Origin of the sequence: Janthinobacterium sp. Ant5-2-1 (genome assembly GCF_001445815.1) — a bacterium.
GTDB lineage: Bacteria > Pseudomonadota > Gammaproteobacteria > Burkholderiales > Burkholderiaceae_D > Janthinobacterium > Janthinobacterium lividum_E.
Genome location: NZ_LNCE01000059.1, coordinates 14,883 through 30,895, shown reverse-complemented (window position 1 = coordinate 30,895; position 16,013 = coordinate 14,883). Strand labels below are relative to the sequence as shown.

Below are 16,013 nucleotides of genomic sequence, written 5' to 3'. Positions count from 1 at the left end.
ATGCTTTCGGAGAAAAGTGGTTGGCAGCCAATTTCTATGACTCACTGACGCGTGCATGCGTACCGATATTTTTCATGATTAGCGGCGCTAACCTATTATCGAAGGATGAGACCCTTGGCACCTTTTTTCGTAAGCGCTTCTTAAAAATCATCCCGCCATTAATATTTTGGTCATGTTTTTTCCTATGGTGGCTAGCGTATAACGGTGTGATAATTGGCAGCTGGGATGCGTGGGTGGTGAAAATTCTGAGTGGCCAGACAATGTTTCATCTGTGGTACTTGTATGCCCTCGTTGGTCTGTACGCCTTGGTGCCAGTATTACGCAAGTTTTACCAGCATAGCAGTAGGAAAGAGCATCTGGCTTTCATCTTGCTCTGGTTCGCGGTCGCTTCGGTCTACCCAACCATCATGGCGTTGCGGAATGATACGCAATGCGGAAGCTTGCAGTTGGGGTTGCTTGCTACGCAGTATCATCTGACATACTTTGGCGGATATATTGGCTATTTATTGCTTGGTGCTTATATCGCTGATAGCCGTGGCAGCATCATGGCAGGGTTGGCCATTTTTTTCAGTTGCTCCGCCGCCACTATGGCCGTTACTTATTTGTGGTCACGACACCTGGGTGGACCTTGTGAATTTTTCTATATTTACCTGTCGCCCTTGGTCGTAGGAGCCTCCTATGGCTTGTACACAGCCTTCATGGGGATGAAGCCAGGCGTGCCGTCGCGCTGGGTCGTGGCCATATCCGACTGTACCTTGGGAATTTATTGTATACACATCTTTATGATCGACCCCATTTTTAAGGTGCACGCTATTTCAGCGACGATAGGGAATCCATGGGTCACTTCTCTGACTACTTCTATTGGCGTGTTCACCGCGTCGTTCTTGCTTATTTATATACTGCGACTGATTAAACCTTTACGATATATTACGTAAAAGAATTGTTCGCTTGGTAGGAGCTTTGCCTGTAGACGCAAGAATGGAACGAGTCTGGCATTTAAGAAACGGTCTGCGGTACCAGGCAAGTACTGTCCTACCTTCTGTGCCCGGTATTAGACGCTCTGCTTGCCGTAGCAATGCGGGCAAGACACTTCATACACATATTCCGGCGCCAGTTGCTGGCGCGGGGTGACGACGGCGCGGCAGACGAAACACTGTACCGTTTCCGTCGGTTCCAGTTTCGGGTTCAGGGCCGTGCGGTAGTCGAACACGAAGCAGTCGCCAGTGTAGTGCTCGCCGCCCACTTCTTCGAAATACTTCAGGATGCCGCCGTCGAGCTGGTACACGCTGTCGTAGCCGATTTCCTTCATGTGGATGGCGGCCTTTTCACAGCGGATGCCGCCCGTGCAGAAGGTGACGACGGTCTTGCCTTCCAGTTCATCCTTGTGGGCGGCGGCCACTGCCGGGAATTCCGTGAACTTGTCGATACGGTAGTCGAGCGTGTTGTTGAACGTGCCCACATCCACTTCAAAGGCGTTGCGCGTTTCCATCATGACCACGGGTTTGCCCGCATCGTCGACGCCGGCGTCGAGCCAGCGCTTGAGCGTGTGCGCATCGACGGACGGGGCGCGGCCCAGTTCCGGCTTGATCAGCGGCATGCGCATGGTGATGATTTCTTTTTTCAGCTTGACCAGCATGCGCTTGTGCGATTGCTCGTTCGACAAGCTTTCCTTCCATTCCAGATCGGCCAGACGCTCGTCGCTGCGCACCCAGGCGAGGAAGTTGTCGATATGCTCGCGCGTGCCCGACAGGAACATATTGATGCCTTCCGGCGTCAGCAGGATCGTGCCCTTCAGTTCCAGCGCCAGGCATTGCTCCTGATACAAGGGACGCATGGCTTCCGTATCGTCGAGCGTGATGAATTTATACGCGGCGATATTGACAAACGTGGCGGCCAGCGGGCTGACGGCGGCGGAAACGGCGGGTGTTGCTGGGGTGATAGCTTGCATGATGGCGATCGGCTTAGACTGAACAGCCGATATTATAAGCCCGACAGGCCAGGCAGGATACCCGGTCCGCACGCGCGACGCGGTAGAATAGACCCCATTGAATTTTGCACGAAACGGTACACAGGATGGAAATGGTAATGCAAGAGGCCGGCGCTCCGGCAGGTTCACAGCAAGCGATGCAGCCCGGTCCTGCTTTCGTCCATTTGCGCGTGCACTCGGAGTACTCGATCGTCGATGGCCTGGTGCGCATCGACGACGTGGTCAAGACGGCGGCGAAGGACAAGCAGGTGGCGCTGGCTGTCACCGACCTGTCGAACCTGTTTGGCATGGTCAAGTTCTACAAGGAAGCGCGCGGCAAAGGCATCAAGCCCATCGTCGGCGTCGACGTGTGGATCACGAATGACGACAACCGCGAAAAACCGTCGCGCCTGCTGTTGCTGGCGAAGAACCGCATGGGCTATCTGCAGCTGTGCGAACTGCTGTCGACGGCCTGGCTGACGAACCAGTACAAGGGGCGTGCCGAGCTGCGCATCGAGTGGCTCCAGGCGCTGGCGACGAATACCTACGACTTGTACCCGGGCGAAAGCGCGGCCAATGGCTTGATCGTGCTGTCGGGCGCGCACTTCGGCGATGTCGGTACCGCCATCGAGAATGGCAACCTGGCCCTGGCCGAGCGCAACGCGCAGCGCTGGGCCGAGATTTTCCCCGGGCATTTCTATATCGAAATCCAGCGTGGCGGCCAGGCCAACCAGGAAGCGCAGGTGCGCCATGCGGTGGCGCTGGCGGCCAAGCTGGGCCTGCCAGTGGTCGCCACGCATCCGGTGCAATTCATTTCCCCTGAAGAATTTATTGCCCACGAAGCCCGCACCTGTATCGCCGAAGGCGAAATGCTGGCCAACGCCAAGCGCGTCAAACGTTTCAATGACAGCCAGCGCTTCCTGTCGCAGGCCGACATGGCGGAACTGTTTGCCGACTTGCCGGCCGCGCTGGCCAATTCCGTGGAAATCGCCAAGCGCTGCAATTTGACCTTGACCCTGGGCAAGCCGCAATTGCCGAATTTCCCCACGCCGCCCGGCATGACGATCGACCAGTTTCTCGTCGCCGAATCGCAGGCGGGTCTGGAAAAGCGTTTGTTGCAGTTGTATCCCGATCCCGAGCGCCGTGAAAAGGAACGTCCGCGCTACGAGTCGCGCCTGAAATTCGAGACGGATACGATTTGCAACATGAAATTCCCCGGCTACTTCCTCATCGTGGCCGAGTTTATCCAGTGGGCCAAGGAAAACGGCGTGCCCGTCGGCCCGGGCCGCGGCTCGGGCGCCGGTTCGCTGGTGGCGTACTCGCTGCTCATTACCGACCTGGACCCATTGCAGTACAACCTGCTGTTCGAGCGCTTCCTGAACCCAGAACGCGTCTCGATGCCCGACTTCGATATTGACTTTTGCCAGGAAGGGCGCGACCGCGTCATCCAGCACGTCAAGGATTTGTATGGCAAGGAGGCCGTCTCGCAGATCGCCACCTTCGGTACCATGGCGGCCAAGGGCGCGATCCGCGACGTGGGCCGCGTGATGGATTTCGGCTACAACTTCTGCGACGGCATCTCCAAGCTGATCCCGTTCAAGCCGGGCAAACCCGTGTCGATCGCCGACGCCATTGAGGAAGAGCCGCTGCTCAAGGAGCGCCTGGAAAACGAGGAAGAGGTCAAACAGCTGCTGGACCTGGCGCAGCAGGTCGAAGGCATCACGCGCAATATCGGCATGCACGCGGGTGGCGTGTTGATCGCTCCCGGCAAGCTGACGGATTTCTGCCCGCTGTACACGCAGGGCGGAGATTCCGGCGTCGTGTCGCAGTACGACAAGGATGACGTGGAAGCCGTCGGTCTGGTGAAGTTCGACTTTTTGGGTCTGACGACCCTCACCATTCTCGACCGCGCCGTGCGTTACATCAAGCAGCTCGACCCGGCGCAGGCGAACTTCGACCTGGCGACCTTGCCGCTGAACGACAAGCCGTCGTACGACTTGCTGACCAAGGCCAAGACCGTGGCCGTGTTCCAGCTCGAGTCGCGCGGCATGCAGGGAATGCTGAAAGACGCGCGTCCCGACCGTTTCGAAGACATTATCGCGCTCGTGGCTTTGTATCGTCCGGGCCCGATGGACCTGATTCCCGATTTCTGCAAGCGCAAGCACGGCGAACGCTTCGATTATCCCGATCCGCGCACGGAATCGATTCTGTCCGAAACCTACGGCATCATGGTGTATCAGGAGCAGGTGATGCAGATGGCGCAGATCGTCGGCGGCTACTCGCTGGGCGGCGCCGACATGTTGCGCCGCGCCATGGGTAAGAAGAAGGCCGAAGAGATGGCCGAGCACCGCGAGATCTTCCGCGCCGGTGCGGCGAAAGACGGCTTGACGGCGGAAAAAGCCGACGAGATCTTCGACTTGATGGAAAAGTTCGCCGGCTACGGTTTTAATAAATCGCACGCCGCCGCCTACGCCTTGCTGTCGTATCACACGGCGTATTTGAAAGCGCACCACACGGCCGCCTTCATGGCCGCCAACTTGTCGCTGGCCATGGACGACACGGACAAGATCAAGATCCTGGTGGAAGACTCGCTGGAAATCTGCAAGCTGACCTTGTTGCCGCCGGATATCAACGAGTCCGATTACCGCTTCATGCCGAGCGGCGCGCCGCCGTCCGTGAGCGGCAAGAAAGTCACGCAGATCCGCTATGGCCTGGGCGCCGTGAAAGGCTCGGGCCAGAACGCCATCGAAGCCATCATCGCCGCGCGCGAGGCAGGCGGCCCCTTCACGAGCCTGTTCGATTTCTGCAAGCGCGTGGACAAGAAGCAGATCAACCGCCGCACCATCGAGTCGCTGATACGCAGCGGCGCCTTCGATTGCCTGAAGGTCGACCGCGCCATCCTGCTCGCGTCCGTGGCGTTCGCCATGGAATGCGCTGACCAGGCCGCCAAGGCGGCCAACCAGGTGAGCCTGTTCGGCGGCGACGACAGCGACATGGTGGCGCCGCCCGAGTACGTCAAGGTGCCCGTGTGGACCGATAAACAGCGCCTGACGGAAGAAAAGATTGCGCTGGGTTTCTATTTGTCCGGCCACCTGTTCGATTCGTATGCGCCCGAGGCGCGCCGTTTTGCGCGCACGAAATTGTCGGAATTGTCGCCATCGCGCGAGCCGCGCATGATGGCCGGCGTCATCACGGGCTTGCGCACGCAGATGACGCAACGGGGCAAGATCCTCATCGTCACGCTCGATGACAAGAGCGGTACGGTGGAAGTGACGGTGTACGGCGAATTGTTCGACGCCAACCGGAAAATCTTCAAGGAAGATGAATTCCTGGCCGTCGTGGGCAAGGTGTCGGAAGACCGTTTTTCGGGCGGCTTGCGTATCACGGCCGAGAGCGCCTTCGACATCATCGCCGCGCGCGTGCAGTATGGCCGCCAACTGGGCCTGACTTTGCCGGCCACCCTGGATGCCAAGCGCATCCGCGACGTGATCATGCCGCACCGGGCTGCGGACGGACTGCCGATCGCCGCGAAGGTCAGCCCGCAAGGCGTCAGTTGCGTGCTGCAGTTTGGGGATGAATGGAAAGTGGCGCCATCGGATGAATTGCAGATGGCGCTGGAGCAGATGCTGGGCGCGCAAGAGGTGGCGGTCGAATACTGACCGGCACCGCCCGGCGCTGACAACAAAGCCAAACCGCAGACATGCTGGTTTGGCTTTTTTCGTTTACATGTCTTTCAGGCCCGTGATCGCATAGCCTTTGGCGGCGATCTGCTGGTGCGGCTGTTCGATATGGTAGTCGGGCAAGATCTCGGCATCGTCAGCCACTTCGCTGGCGCGTATTTCGAGCTGCCAGTCCGTATTGGTCACTTCTTCCGGAATGAGCTTTCCTTCCGGCACGGCGAGGTAGGAAAAAATGCCGTCGTGCTCGGCCCGGCGGTAGATGTCTACACGCATGACTTGCCTCCTAGTAAACGTTGGGGGAACCGGTGCACCGCAGTGCATGCCGATAGCGCTAGCGTAACAGGATTGTGCCGTGCACGGGTTGTAGCGTGTGCCGCAAGAGCGGGGGCGCTCAGGCGATAGCGGAAGCGTAGTCGTCGTCTTCATCGAGCATGGCCGATTGCCGCACCGCGCTGGCAGCCGTGGCGCCTGCCGTGACGGCTTGCACCAGGCTGCGATGGGCCTCGAGGCCGCTACGCAGGCTGGCGATCATGGCCAGTGTCAGTTCGTGGCGCTTGCGTGCTTCCGAGCGTTTCTTTGAAGGAATTTCTTCCAGCGCCGGCGAGGGCAGGTTTTCGCACGCTAACTCAAAATCCCCATCCTGGCGCACTTGCGCGCCTAGTTCTTGCCATATTGCATTGTAGTTGGCGAACAAACGGCCTTTCTTGGCGGAGTGGTGCACGGCGCGGTTGATATTGCCGACAAGCAGCATCTTGCGGCAGCCGTGTTCGTATCCCAGCTGGCGCACCAGGCGCACCATCAGGCTCTTGGGGCGCATGCCGTGCAAGTCGCGCGTTGCTTCGCGCACGCGGTGCGCGCTGTCCTCGCCCTTCGGGCCTTGCAGGCAGCCGATGCGCATGCCCAGAGTGGCGCGCAGCTGGCTGCCGAAGAAGGAGAAGGCGATCGAATACAGCACGTCGTCGTTATGCATCAGTTGCAGCACCATCTCGCCTTCGCGGTCCATCGGGTGCAGCGAACACAGTTGCAAATGGTAGGGCGCGCCCGATTTGCCCGCCACCGTGCACAGGCGCACGGGGCCGTGCGCCGCTTGGCTCATCAGCCTGCCCCAGCCTTGCTGCAAGATGAAGTGGTAGTGCTCGGTCAGCAATTCCACGCGCTGCTGGCAATTCAAGGTCAGGCTCAGGTAAGGGCGGTAGACCTTGTGGATCATGTGCGGATAGGCTTGCACCAGATCATGAAACACCGGATGCGAGTTCAGCAGTTGTAGCCAGTGGCGGGTCTGGCGCTGTTGCACGCGGGCGCGCAGATGCAGCTTGAGCATTTCGCGCCAGCGGCGCATGCCGCTGGGCATCGCCATCAAGCCGTCAGACAGGGTAATAGTTGGCATCATCGTGCGCATGTCCATGATAAAGGGGAACGTCGAAGCCGTTTCGGCTCAGACGGGTACCGGGCTGCTGACGCCCTCGTGGTTTGCCAGCAGGATGGTGGTGCCGCGGCTGCCACGCGCCAGCTTGCCGGCCAGGCCGCCCGAAAAATGGCGCGGCCAGCCGCCGTGCCTGTGCGCTGGCAAGACCACTTCATGGCAACCCAGCAGCTCGGCTGTATCGAGTATCGTAAACAGCAGTTCGCCGGCGAAAATGTGGGTGCTGTAGGCGATATGAGAGCGGCTCAGGTAGAGTCCCGCCTCGTGCATCATGTGCTGTGTGGCCAGATCCACCGCAGGGCACCCGCTGGCGCCATGCAGGGGCAGGTCATCGGCACAGCGCCGTGGCGCCGCGGTCACGTGCAACAGGCTGACGCAGACTTTGATGCCCCACTCCTGCAAGCGCCTGGCGTAGCGCGCGCCGTAGATGATGTCGCTGGCGCGCTTGACGGGCAAGAGCAGCAGCAAGGTATCCTGGCCCGGCTTGCCGCAGGCGCCCGCGGCGCTGTCCGGGGCGCGGTGGTGTTGCGTTGCGGGGCGCGATGCATGCATGGAAGGGATGGCCATAGTCGGAAAACCATGTCATCTTATGCATGCCATCACCCCCTGTAAATTGGCGAAACAGCGTACGGGTTCCCCTTATGCCAGGCCTGTTTTAATAGCGGTAGGTGACGTACACGGCGCCGATCGGCGAGGTCTTGCGCTGCACGATGGGGCTCTTGGCCGCGTCGCCCAGGCGGCTCTCGACGCCGATCAGCGTATTGACGCCCCAGCGCGCATCGATGCGGTGCTCCCAGTTGACGGTGGCTTGCGCTTCATAGAAACCGGCCTTCGGCGTGTATTGCTTGAACGAGGTATTCGCGGCCTGGGTGGCCGTGACGCCATACATGGTCTGCACGTACTTGCGCTCGCCCCAGGCCAGCTGGCCGCCGATGGTCACGCTGTCTTTCTGCATGCCCTTGGCATCGGACCTGCCGTAGACCTGGCCCGTCGCTTCGAAATGCACATTCGCGCCATTTTCGCGGTTCGACAGGGGAATGTCGCTCGACACGCTCAGCGACAGGCCCGGCAATGGCGAGTAGCCCACGCTGAGCAGGGCGCTGGCGTTGCCCTTGACTTCGCCCATGCCTTTCAGATAGTCGCTGCCGCCCCAGCCGTTGGCGCCATTGCGCTTGTGGTCTTCGCGGTTGCCGCGGTAGCCCAGCGCCGCGCTGTAGCTGAGGGGGCCTGCCTGGCCGCCATAGCCGACCCCGCGCGACGTGCTGAAGAACAGGCCATTGGCCATGGCGTAATCGAGGATGATCAGCGGCGAGGCCGACAGCTTGTCGGCGCCGGAATAGCTGGACACGGCGGCGACACCGCCGCCGATGGTGAAGACATTTTCCGCAGCCGGTTCGGCCGCCGCGGCAGCCAGGGGATTCAAGCTCAGGCCGCAGGCCAGTGCCAGCGAGGTCAACAAGGTTGTAGATGCGTGCATGGAGTTTTCCGTCAGGTGGAGAACCGAGTCCGGAGGTGGCTCGATTGACTGCCGACAGTATCTGTCCTTGCCATGAAGGAAAAATGAGCCTTTTATTAAGATTGCATGAAGACGGGTTCTTTACCCTTTCTTCAGCTTGCGGTGGTTTAATACTCACCATGAAGATACTGCTGATTGAAGACGATATGGACCTGGGCAACGGCGTGCGGATCGCCTTGCGCGACCAGGGCATGCAAGTGGTCTGGGTGCGCAGCCTCGAGGATGCGGCGCGCAGCATCGAACACGACAGTTGCGAGCTGGTGCTGCTGGACCTGGGTTTGCCCGATGGCGATGGCCTCGATTTGCTGGCCCGGTTGCGCGCGGCCCGTTTGCCCGTGCTGATCCTCAGCGCCCGCGACACGCTGGAACAGCGCTTGCGGGGCCTCGATGGGGGCGCCGACGATTACCTGGTCAAGCCCTTCGTGCTGGCCGAGCTGCTGTCGCGCGTGCGCGCGCTGGCGCGCCGCAGCTATGGCTTCGACGGCGACACCATCGAGTTGCGCGGCCTGCTGCTGCAGGTGCCCACGCGCCGTGTCAGCGTGCATGGCCGGCCGGTGGAGCTTACCGCCAGTGAATATGCGCTGCTGAAGACCTTGCTGATGCGCGCCAACCGCGTCATCACGCGCCGCGTGCTGGAAGAACACATCCTGCCCGGCGGGCTGGCCAATGCCAGCAATACCCTTGATGTGCATATGGGCAACCTGCGCCGCAAGATAGGCGAAGGGTATATCCGTACCGTGCGCGGCGTCGGGTATGTCATCGACCAGCAGGGCGAAGCGTCCACTGCGCCGGGTACTGGCGCATGATGGGGCGTTTCTGGGCCATGCTGCGCCGGCCTACCCTGGTGCGCCGCCTGATGATCGCGCAAATGCTGATGCTGACCATGGTGTGGAGCCTGGCCGTGGCGTATGTGATGGTCGAGGGGGCGGACGAAGCGAGCAATGTGAGCCGCGGCGTCCTGCACGCCATTATCAGCGTGGCCGACAACCTGGCCGAGCAGCCGCAGCGCCAGGAACAAAGCTTGCGCGCCATCGACGAAGCCTTGCGCGAGGAGTTTGAAACGGGGCGGGTGCCGGAACTGGCGCCGCGCATCCTGGTCTGGCGCGAAGGCAAGCTGGTCTACAAGTCGCCCGATGCGCCCAGCGGTATCCGCAGCGCCGGCCCGGAGCAGATGGAAGTTGTGTACGTCAAGGGCCAGGCCTGGCGCAGCCGCAGCCTGGCCGAGGGCAGCACGCGCGTGACGGTGCTGGAAGCGGGAGGCGCCTGGCAATTGTTCATCACGATCAATTCACGCGGTTACTACCTGCTGCCACTGCTGATCAGTCTGCCGTTCCTGCTGGTGCCGGCCTGGCTGTCGATCCGCCTTGCCATGCGCCCGTGGCGCAAGCTGGCGCAGGAGGTGGCGGCGCGCGGGCCGCAGGATTTGCGGCCGCTGGCGTTCAAGCCGCCGCATGGCGAACTGGCGGCGCTGGTCGACAATATCAACGCGCTGCTGCAGCGGGTCGATGCCAGCGCCGCGCGCGAACGCAGCTTCATCGCCGATGCCACGCATGAGCTGCGCACGCCACTGGCGGCCATGCGCGTGAATGTCGAGGCCTTGCAGAGCCAGGTACATGATGCGCGCCAGCAAGAACTGCTGCACGGTATCTTGAACAGTGGCAACCGGGCCGCGCGCCTGGTGGGCCAGTTGCTGCAGCTGACGCGCAGCGAAGTGCAGGCGGGCGCGGGCGAGTTGCCGCGGCGGCAGGCGCTCGATACCTTGCTGCAAGACCGCCTGGCGGCCCTGTCCGGACTGGCCCAGGCGGGCGATATCGAGCTTGAATTGCAAGCCAGCGTCTCGCTCAGCGTGCCGGGACAGCGCGAGAGCCTCGTTTCGCTGATCGACAACCTGGTGGAAAACGCCATCAAGTACAGCCCGCGCGGCAGCAGCGTGACGGTGTCGCTGCATGCGGAGCGGGGCCAGGCCGTGTTGCATGTGGCCGACCAGGGACCGGGCATCGCGCCGGCGCTGTATGACCGCGTGTTCGACCGCTTTTTCCGCGCGCCGCAGCAGGTGCAGCCAGGCAGCGGCCTGGGCTTGTCTATCGTCGCTTCCGTCGTGCGCCAGCACGGCGGCACGATTCAGTTGCACAGCGGTAATGGCGGCCTGGGCTTGCTGGTGGAGGTACGTTTGCCCTTGGCCGTAGCCTGACCGCGCTGGCGCGCCTTGCGATATTGCATGAAAATTATTTCATGTGCACATAACGCAAGATGGCATGGCGTGGCGCACGCTTGCGATGCATAATGCGGGACAGTTAAAAAACACCGTTATGCGCCCACTCCTGTCCCGCTACCTGCCGTATCCCGCCTTTGTCGGCCTGTATCTGCTGTTTGACTGGGCCACGTATATCGACCCGATGTACGGGCTGAACATCACTCCGTGGAATCCCGATCCCGCGCTGGGCCTCGTGTTTTGGCTGATCCACGGCCGCAAGGCGGCGCTGCCATGGTTCATCGCCCTGGTGGCCGGCGAGGTGCTGGTGCGCGGCATGCCGGCAGGCCTGCCACTGACCCTGCTCTGTTCGGCGTGGCTGGTGCTCGGCTATGGCGGTATCGGCGCAGTCCTGCGCCGCAGCTTCAGCAGCAGCGACATCTTCGACAACCGGCGCCGCCTGAGCGCCTGGGTCCTCATCGTGCTGCTGGGCACCGCGCTCAATGCGCTCGGCTATATTTCATTGCTGTCGCTCACGGGACGCATACCGGCCGGCGAGTGGGGCACGGCCGTCTGGCGTTTCGGCATTGGCGACACGGTCGGCATGCTGGTGTCGATGCCGCTGATCTGGGTGCTGTTCAGCGAGCGCGGGCGTGCGCGCCTGCACGCCGCCGTCTGGCGCTGGGAAACGCTGGCGTACCTGGCCCTGGCCAGCTTCGTGTTGTGGAGCCTCTTCGGTTCCATCGTGCGCTCCGAATACAAGCATTTCTACTTCCTGTTTCTTCCCGTCATCTGGGCCGCCTCGCGCCAGGGATTGCATGGCGCCATGCTGGCCGTGTTTGTATTGCAGCTATGTATCATCACCTTGGTGAAATGGACGCATGCCGTCGATATCCAGTTTTATGAATTGCAACTGCTCGACGCCGTGCTGGCGCTGGTGGGATTTTTTATCGGCATCGTCGTCGATGAAATGCGGCAAGTGGCCGATGAGCTGAAGCACACGTTGCGCCTGGCGGCCGCCGGCGAAATGGCGGCCGCCCTGGCGCACGAGCTGAACCAGCCGCTGACGGCCTTGTCGACCTATGGCAAGGCCTGTGAATACCTGCTGGAGCGGGGCGAGAACGGCGCCTTGCTGCAAGGCGCCATCGGACACATGATCGTGGAATCGGGACGCGCCGCGGACGTGGTGCGCCGCCTGCGCGACTTTTTCCGCACGGGTGCGATGCAGCTCGAAGCGGTTGAGGCGAGCGCCCTGATCGAAGGCCTGGCGCGCCAGTTCACGCCGCTGTTCCATGAGCATGGCATCGAGCTGGTGCTGGCGCCGCCGTCGTCACTGGCCGTCAACGCGGACCGCCTGCAAATCGAGCTGGTGTTGCGTAACTTGCTGGCCAATGCACAGGATGCGGTGATGGGCCAGCCGCGCGGCCAGCGCCGCATCACGGTGTCGGCCGAGCGGCTCGAGGGCGGGCGGTTGCGCCTGTCCGTGGAAGACAGCGGGCCCGGCATTTCCAACAGCCTGGCCGCACGCCTGTTCGAACCGTTCGTCTCGACCAAGGCCAGCGGCCTGGGGCTGGGGCTGGTGCTCAGCCGCAGCATTGTCGAAGCGCATGGCGGCCAGCTGTGGGCCGAAGTGGGCAAGCATGGCATTTTTCGTTTTATCCTGCCCCTGGCGCACGCCAGCGCAGCCGCTACGGGAGAGTATGGTGACAAGTAATTTGACGGTGTTTATCGTGGACGACGATCCCGCCGTGCGCGATGCGCTGGGTTTGCTGTTGGGCATACGCGGTTACCGCACGGCGCTGTTTTCCTGCGGCGAAGATTTCCTGCACAGCTGGCGGCCCGAGTGGGCCGGCTGTCTGCTGATCGATATCCGCATGTCGGGCATGGATGGCCTGAGCCTGCAGCGCTGCCTGCTGGAGCTCAAATGCCTGCTGCCCATCATCATCATCACCGGGCATGGCGACGTGGCGCTGGCACGCCAGGCATTCAAGGCGCAAGCCAGCGATTTCCTGGAAAAACCATTTGATCATGACAAGCTGCTGGCCGCCATCGAGGAAGCGTTTTCGCGTGAAGCGCATGCGCGCGGCCAGTTGCAGCGTCAGGTGGAAGGGCTCGCTTTACTGCGCGCCTTGACGCCGCGCGAGCGCGAAGTGATGCAGCTGGTAGTGACGGGCCAGCACAACCGCGATATCGCCCCGGCGCTGGGCATTTCCGTGCGCACCGTGGAAGTGCACAAGGCGCGCCTGATGGAGAAGCTGGGCGTCGATAATGTGGCCGACCTGGTGCGCATCAGCATGCTGGGCACCGGCTAGCCACTGAAGCGTTTTCTAGGCGATGGTCTTCAATACCTGATCGCTTGAAATCGCCTTGACCCAGTCGCTGCGCCGCGCCACCGTGATGACGGTGCTGTTGGCGCTGTCGAAAGGCGCCCATTCCGGATTCTTCTTGCGCATCAGTGCCACGACGGGCACATGCACGGCGTTCGCCAGATGCATGATCGATGTTTCCACTGAAATAATCAGGTCGCATTGCGTCAGCATGGCCGGCAGCTGGAAAAAGTTGTCGACGGCACTGAAGGCTTGCGTGCGTGGCAAGTTGTGCGTTTGCACGACGGCATTCACCTTGGCCAGTTCCTGCGGCATGGCATTGATCAGGAAGCAGGCATGCTGCCATTTCGGCATCGCCTGCATGCGCGTGATCAGCTCGGCAATGCGCTCCAGCGGCCAGCCGCGCTTGTGCGACTTGGCAAACGGATTCAATAGCACGAGCGGACCCTGGCGCGGGGCAAAGCCCCAGGCGGCCAGTTGCTCCTGAGCCTGTTGCAATGCGTGCTCGGGAATGTGCACGAAGGGATAGCGTTCGGCCACGGGAATGTCGAGTCCCGTCAATTGATGGAACCAGTCCGCATACACGCTGCTGATATGGTGCTCGCCGGCATCTTGTCCCGCATACGAGGCCAGCACGGCGTCGATCTTGCGGTAGGCCAGGTAATGCCAGGGGCGAAGCGGGCTGAACGGCTTGCGCGTGCCGATCACCAGCCCGTGCGGGCTGATCGCGCGGGCAAGGTCCGCATATTGCTGTGGCCGTACATGGGCAAGCGACACGACGACAGGATAGCGCTCCGCCTGGGCTTCGCGCAGTGACTCTTCGTATAGCGCGGGGCTGTAGGTCTTGCGATACACCTTGGAAAACAGGCCTGACTGTTCGACCCAGTCGTACAGCGAATAGGTGCGCAAGCTTTCCCATTGTTTGGCGTCGGACGTGCGCCGTACTTCGTCGACCCACAGGTGGATCTGGATGTGGGGGTAGGCCGCGGCAAAAGCGCGGAAACCGTTTTGCAGGTAGGTAAAGTCTCCCAGCGCCAGATGGGCGATGAACAGAATTTTTTCCGACTTTTGTAGAAGTTCGGCGGGAATCAAAGGCGTCATGTATCAGTACGATTTCAGGTATTCATTCGATGGTGTCATACCACTTGCTGGGAAAATTGCAGGCGATGCAGATTGGCATACGCGCCGTTGGCATCCAATAATTGCTGGTGACTGCCGGTTTCCATTATTTTCCCATGTGACAATACCACGATACGGTCCGCACGTTCAATTGTTGATAGCCGATGAGCAATAACTAAGGTGGTTTTTCCTTGCATCAGGTGCTCCAGTGCCGCCTGCACGGCCCGTTCCGCCTCCGTATCCAGTGCCGAGGTGGCCTCATCGAGGATCAGGATGGGCGCATCCTTGTAGATCGCGCGGGCGATGGCCACGCGCTGGCGCTGGCCGCCGGACAGGCGCGAGCCGTTGTCGCCCAGGCGCGTTTCCAGGCCGTCGGGCAAACCGTCGATGACGTCCGACAGGAAGGCGGCTGCTGCGGCCGCTTCGATGCGCTGGCGGTCCGGTGCCGCATCGCCATACGCGATGTTGGCGGCCAGGGTATCGTCGAACAGCACCACTTGCTGGCTGACCATGGCGATCTGGCTGCGCAGGCTGGTCAGGGCGATGGCATCGATATTTTGTCCATCGAGCAAGATTTCACCGCTGCTGGCCGAGTAAAAACCGGGCAGCAGGCTGACCAGGGTCGATTTTCCGCCACCGGACATGCCGACAAAGGCGACCGTTTGTCCTGGCGCGATGCTCAGGTCGATGTGTTGCAGGGCTGGCTCCGGATGTCCGGGATAGGCGAAGCTCACGTCCTTGAACTCGATGTGGCCTTTGCTGCGGCCAGCGAGCGGCTTGCCGCCCGTGCGCTCCGGTGTCTTGTCGATCAGCAAGAAGACTTCTTCGGCGGCGGCCATGCCGCGCTGCAGCGGGCCGTTGACTTCGGCCAGCTGCTTCAAGGGCGTCAGCAGCATCAGCATGGCCGTGATGAAGGAAACGAAGCCGCCCACCGTGATTTGCCCCTGTTCCGACTGGAACAGGGCCATGACGATGACCAGGGCCACGGCGGCTGCCGTGATCACCTGCGTGATGGGCACGGTGGCGGAAAAGGTGGTGGTCATGCGCATGCTGTAGCGGCGCAATTGCTCGGCGCGCTCCTCGAACCGCGTCTTCTCGTAATGCTGTCCGCCGAAGATCTTGATCACTTGCTGGGCGCGCGTAGTTTCTTCGATGACCTGGGTCAGCTCGGCATTGACGGCCAGCGAGTCGCGGTTGAGTTTTTTCAGGCGCTTGCCCGTGGTGCGCACGACGATGGTCAGCACGGGCAGCAGCACCAGTGTGACCAGGGTCAGTGCCCAGTTCAGGTACAGCAGCCAGGCGAGCAAGCCCAGCACGGTCAGCGAGGAGCGCACGATCGAAGTAAACACCTTGGTCACCATCTCGATGATCTGCTGCACCTCAAACATGATGGAGTTGATGACTTTGCCCACCGTGTGCGTGTTGTAGAAGTCGATGGGCAGGTTCAGCATGCTGGCAAACATCCTGCGGCGCAATTCGTTGAGGATGCGCGTGGAGACATAGCTCATCAGATAGCTGCTCGCAAACGTCGATGCGCCGCGGATGGCAAAGATGCCGATGACGATCAGTGGCACCAGCCAGAAAGAAAAACTCACCTTGCCGCCAAAGCCATTGTCGAGCAGCAACTTGAGCGCATACGGCAGCAGCGGTTCCGTGGCCGCCGTGACGACCATCGCCAGCAGGGCCAGAGCCAAATGTTTCTTGTAGGGCGCGTGCAGCGCGGTGAGGCGCTTCAGGTCGGGCGTGAGCATCGGTAGGGTTCCTTGCAGGGACAGCAAAAACGGTCAGGCG

The 16,013-nt window shown here is 61.4% G+C and carries 13 protein-coding genes; 6 read left to right on the top strand and 7 right to left on the bottom strand.

Features of this window, described 5'->3' with window-relative positions:
• Nucleotides 1–935, top strand: a 935-nt coding sequence (locus ASN89_RS19710) for an acyltransferase (RefSeq protein ID WP_235502020.1), incomplete at its 5' end; no start/stop codon positions are given.
• 116 nt (nucleotides 936–1,051) lie between these two features.
• On the opposite strand, the gene ASN89_RS19705 is transcribed toward ASN89_RS19710, so the two are convergent.
• Complete coding sequence (locus ASN89_RS19705; RefSeq protein WP_058050469.1) at nucleotides 1,052–1,948, bottom strand: sulfurtransferase; 897 nt, start codon at nucleotides 1,946–1,948, stop codon at nucleotides 1,052–1,054.
• Nucleotides 1,949–2,085: 137 nt separating this feature from the next.
• Between ASN89_RS19705 and dnaE the strand changes: the two genes are divergently transcribed.
• On the top strand, nucleotides 2,086–5,625 hold the full coding sequence (gene dnaE, locus ASN89_RS19700) for a DNA polymerase III subunit alpha (protein ID WP_058050468.1): 3,540 nt from the start codon (nucleotides 2,086–2,088) through the stop codon (nucleotides 5,623–5,625).
• A 63-nt stretch (nucleotides 5,626–5,688) separates the two neighbouring features.
• Here the strand turns inward: dnaE and ASN89_RS19695 are convergent, their stop codons facing one another.
• The 4 genes from ASN89_RS19695 to ASN89_RS19680 all read right to left on the bottom strand — a co-directional run bounded on the left by ASN89_RS19695 (nucleotide 5,689) and on the right by ASN89_RS19680 (nucleotide 8,546).
• Nucleotides 5,689–5,919, bottom strand: a complete 231-nt coding sequence (locus ASN89_RS19695; protein ID WP_046686119.1) for a DUF6139 family protein — start codon at nucleotides 5,917–5,919, stop codon at nucleotides 5,689–5,691.
• Nucleotides 5,920–6,037: 118 nt separating this feature from the next.
• Complete coding sequence (locus ASN89_RS19690) at nucleotides 6,038–7,036, bottom strand: VirK/YbjX family protein (RefSeq protein ID WP_161911786.1); 999 nt, start codon at nucleotides 7,034–7,036, stop codon at nucleotides 6,038–6,040.
• A gap of 45 nt (nucleotides 7,037–7,081) precedes the next feature.
• Complete coding sequence (locus tag ASN89_RS19685) at nucleotides 7,082–7,636, bottom strand: universal stress protein (protein ID WP_058050466.1); 555 nt, start codon at nucleotides 7,634–7,636, stop codon at nucleotides 7,082–7,084.
• Nucleotides 7,637–7,724: 88 nt separating this feature from the next.
• The gene (locus ASN89_RS19680; RefSeq protein WP_046686117.1) at nucleotides 7,725–8,546 is read right to left on the bottom strand and encodes a MipA/OmpV family protein; all 822 of its coding nucleotides are present in this window, start codon (nucleotides 8,544–8,546) and stop codon (nucleotides 7,725–7,727) included.
• Nucleotides 8,547–8,704: 158 nt separating this feature from the next.
• Here ASN89_RS19680 and ASN89_RS19675 point away from each other — a divergent pair, with 158 nt between their 5' ends.
• The 4 genes from ASN89_RS19675 to ASN89_RS19660 all read left to right on the top strand — a co-directional run bounded on the left by ASN89_RS19675 (nucleotide 8,705) and on the right by ASN89_RS19660 (nucleotide 13,088).
• Complete coding sequence (locus tag ASN89_RS19675) at nucleotides 8,705–9,391, top strand: response regulator (RefSeq protein ID WP_046686116.1); 687 nt, start codon at nucleotides 8,705–8,707, stop codon at nucleotides 9,389–9,391.
• A complete protein-coding gene (locus ASN89_RS19670; RefSeq protein ID WP_058050465.1) occupies nucleotides 9,388–10,776 on the top strand; it encodes an ATP-binding protein in 1,389 nt (462 codons plus the stop codon). The genes ASN89_RS19675 and ASN89_RS19670 overlap by 4 nt, the downstream gene beginning before the upstream one ends.
• A 118-nt stretch (nucleotides 10,777–10,894) precedes the next feature.
• The gene (locus ASN89_RS19665; RefSeq protein WP_058050471.1) at nucleotides 10,895–12,490 is read left to right on the top strand and encodes an ATP-binding protein; all 1,596 of its coding nucleotides are present in this window, start codon (nucleotides 10,895–10,897) and stop codon (nucleotides 12,488–12,490) included.
• Nucleotides 12,477–13,088 (top strand): response regulator transcription factor, encoded by a 612-nt coding sequence (locus tag ASN89_RS19660; RefSeq protein WP_046686112.1) that lies wholly within the window; start codon nucleotides 12,477–12,479, stop codon nucleotides 13,086–13,088. Before ASN89_RS19665 ends, ASN89_RS19660 begins: the two co-directional genes overlap by 14 nt.
• A gap of 15 nt (nucleotides 13,089–13,103) precedes the next feature.
• Here ASN89_RS19660 and ASN89_RS19655 read toward each other — a convergent pair whose 3' ends face one another.
• Both ASN89_RS19655 and msbA read right to left on the bottom strand, forming a co-directional pair.
• On the bottom strand, nucleotides 13,104–14,204 hold the full coding sequence (locus tag ASN89_RS19655) for a glycosyltransferase family 9 protein (protein WP_058050464.1): 1,101 nt from the start codon (nucleotides 14,202–14,204) through the stop codon (nucleotides 13,104–13,106).
• 35 nt (nucleotides 14,205–14,239) lie between these two features.
• A complete protein-coding gene (gene msbA / locus ASN89_RS19650; protein ID WP_058050463.1) occupies nucleotides 14,240–15,973 on the bottom strand; it encodes a lipid A export permease/ATP-binding protein MsbA in 1,734 nt (577 codons plus the stop codon).
• Nucleotides 15,974–16,013: the final 40 nt, after the last annotated feature.

Bases quoted from the DNA above. Each gene is read 5' to 3' on its own strand.
- ASN89_RS19705 (WP_058050469.1), bottom strand. From the start codon at position 1,948: ATGCAAGCTATCACCCCAGCAACACCCGCCGTTTCCGCCGCCGTCAGC.
- dnaE (WP_058050468.1), top strand. From the start codon at position 2,086: ATGCAAGAGGCCGGCGCTCCGGCAGGTTCACAGCAAGCGATGCAGCCC.
- ASN89_RS19695 (WP_046686119.1), bottom strand. From the start codon at position 5,919: ATGCGTGTAGACATCTACCGCCGGGCCGAGCACGACGGCATTTTTTCC.
- ASN89_RS19690 (WP_161911786.1), bottom strand. From the start codon at position 7,036: ATGATGCCAACTATTACCCTGTCTGACGGCTTGATGGCGATGCCCAGC.
- ASN89_RS19685 (WP_058050466.1), bottom strand. From the start codon at position 7,636: ATGGCCATCCCTTCCATGCATGCATCGCGCCCCGCAACGCAACACCAC.
- ASN89_RS19680 (WP_046686117.1), bottom strand. From the start codon at position 8,546: ATGCACGCATCTACAACCTTGTTGACCTCGCTGGCACTGGCCTGCGGC.
- ASN89_RS19675 (WP_046686116.1), top strand. From the start codon at position 8,705: ATGAAGATACTGCTGATTGAAGACGATATGGACCTGGGCAACGGCGTG.
- ASN89_RS19670 (WP_058050465.1), top strand. From the start codon at position 9,388: ATGATGGGGCGTTTCTGGGCCATGCTGCGCCGGCCTACCCTGGTGCGC.
- ASN89_RS19665 (WP_058050471.1), top strand. From the start codon at position 10,895: ATGCGCCCACTCCTGTCCCGCTACCTGCCGTATCCCGCCTTTGTCGGC.
- ASN89_RS19660 (WP_046686112.1), top strand. From the start codon at position 12,477: ATGGTGACAAGTAATTTGACGGTGTTTATCGTGGACGACGATCCCGCC.
- ASN89_RS19655 (WP_058050464.1), bottom strand. From the start codon at position 14,204: ATGACGCCTTTGATTCCCGCCGAACTTCTACAAAAGTCGGAAAAAATT.
- msbA (WP_058050463.1), bottom strand. From the start codon at position 15,973: ATGCTCACGCCCGACCTGAAGCGCCTCACCGCGCTGCACGCGCCCTAC.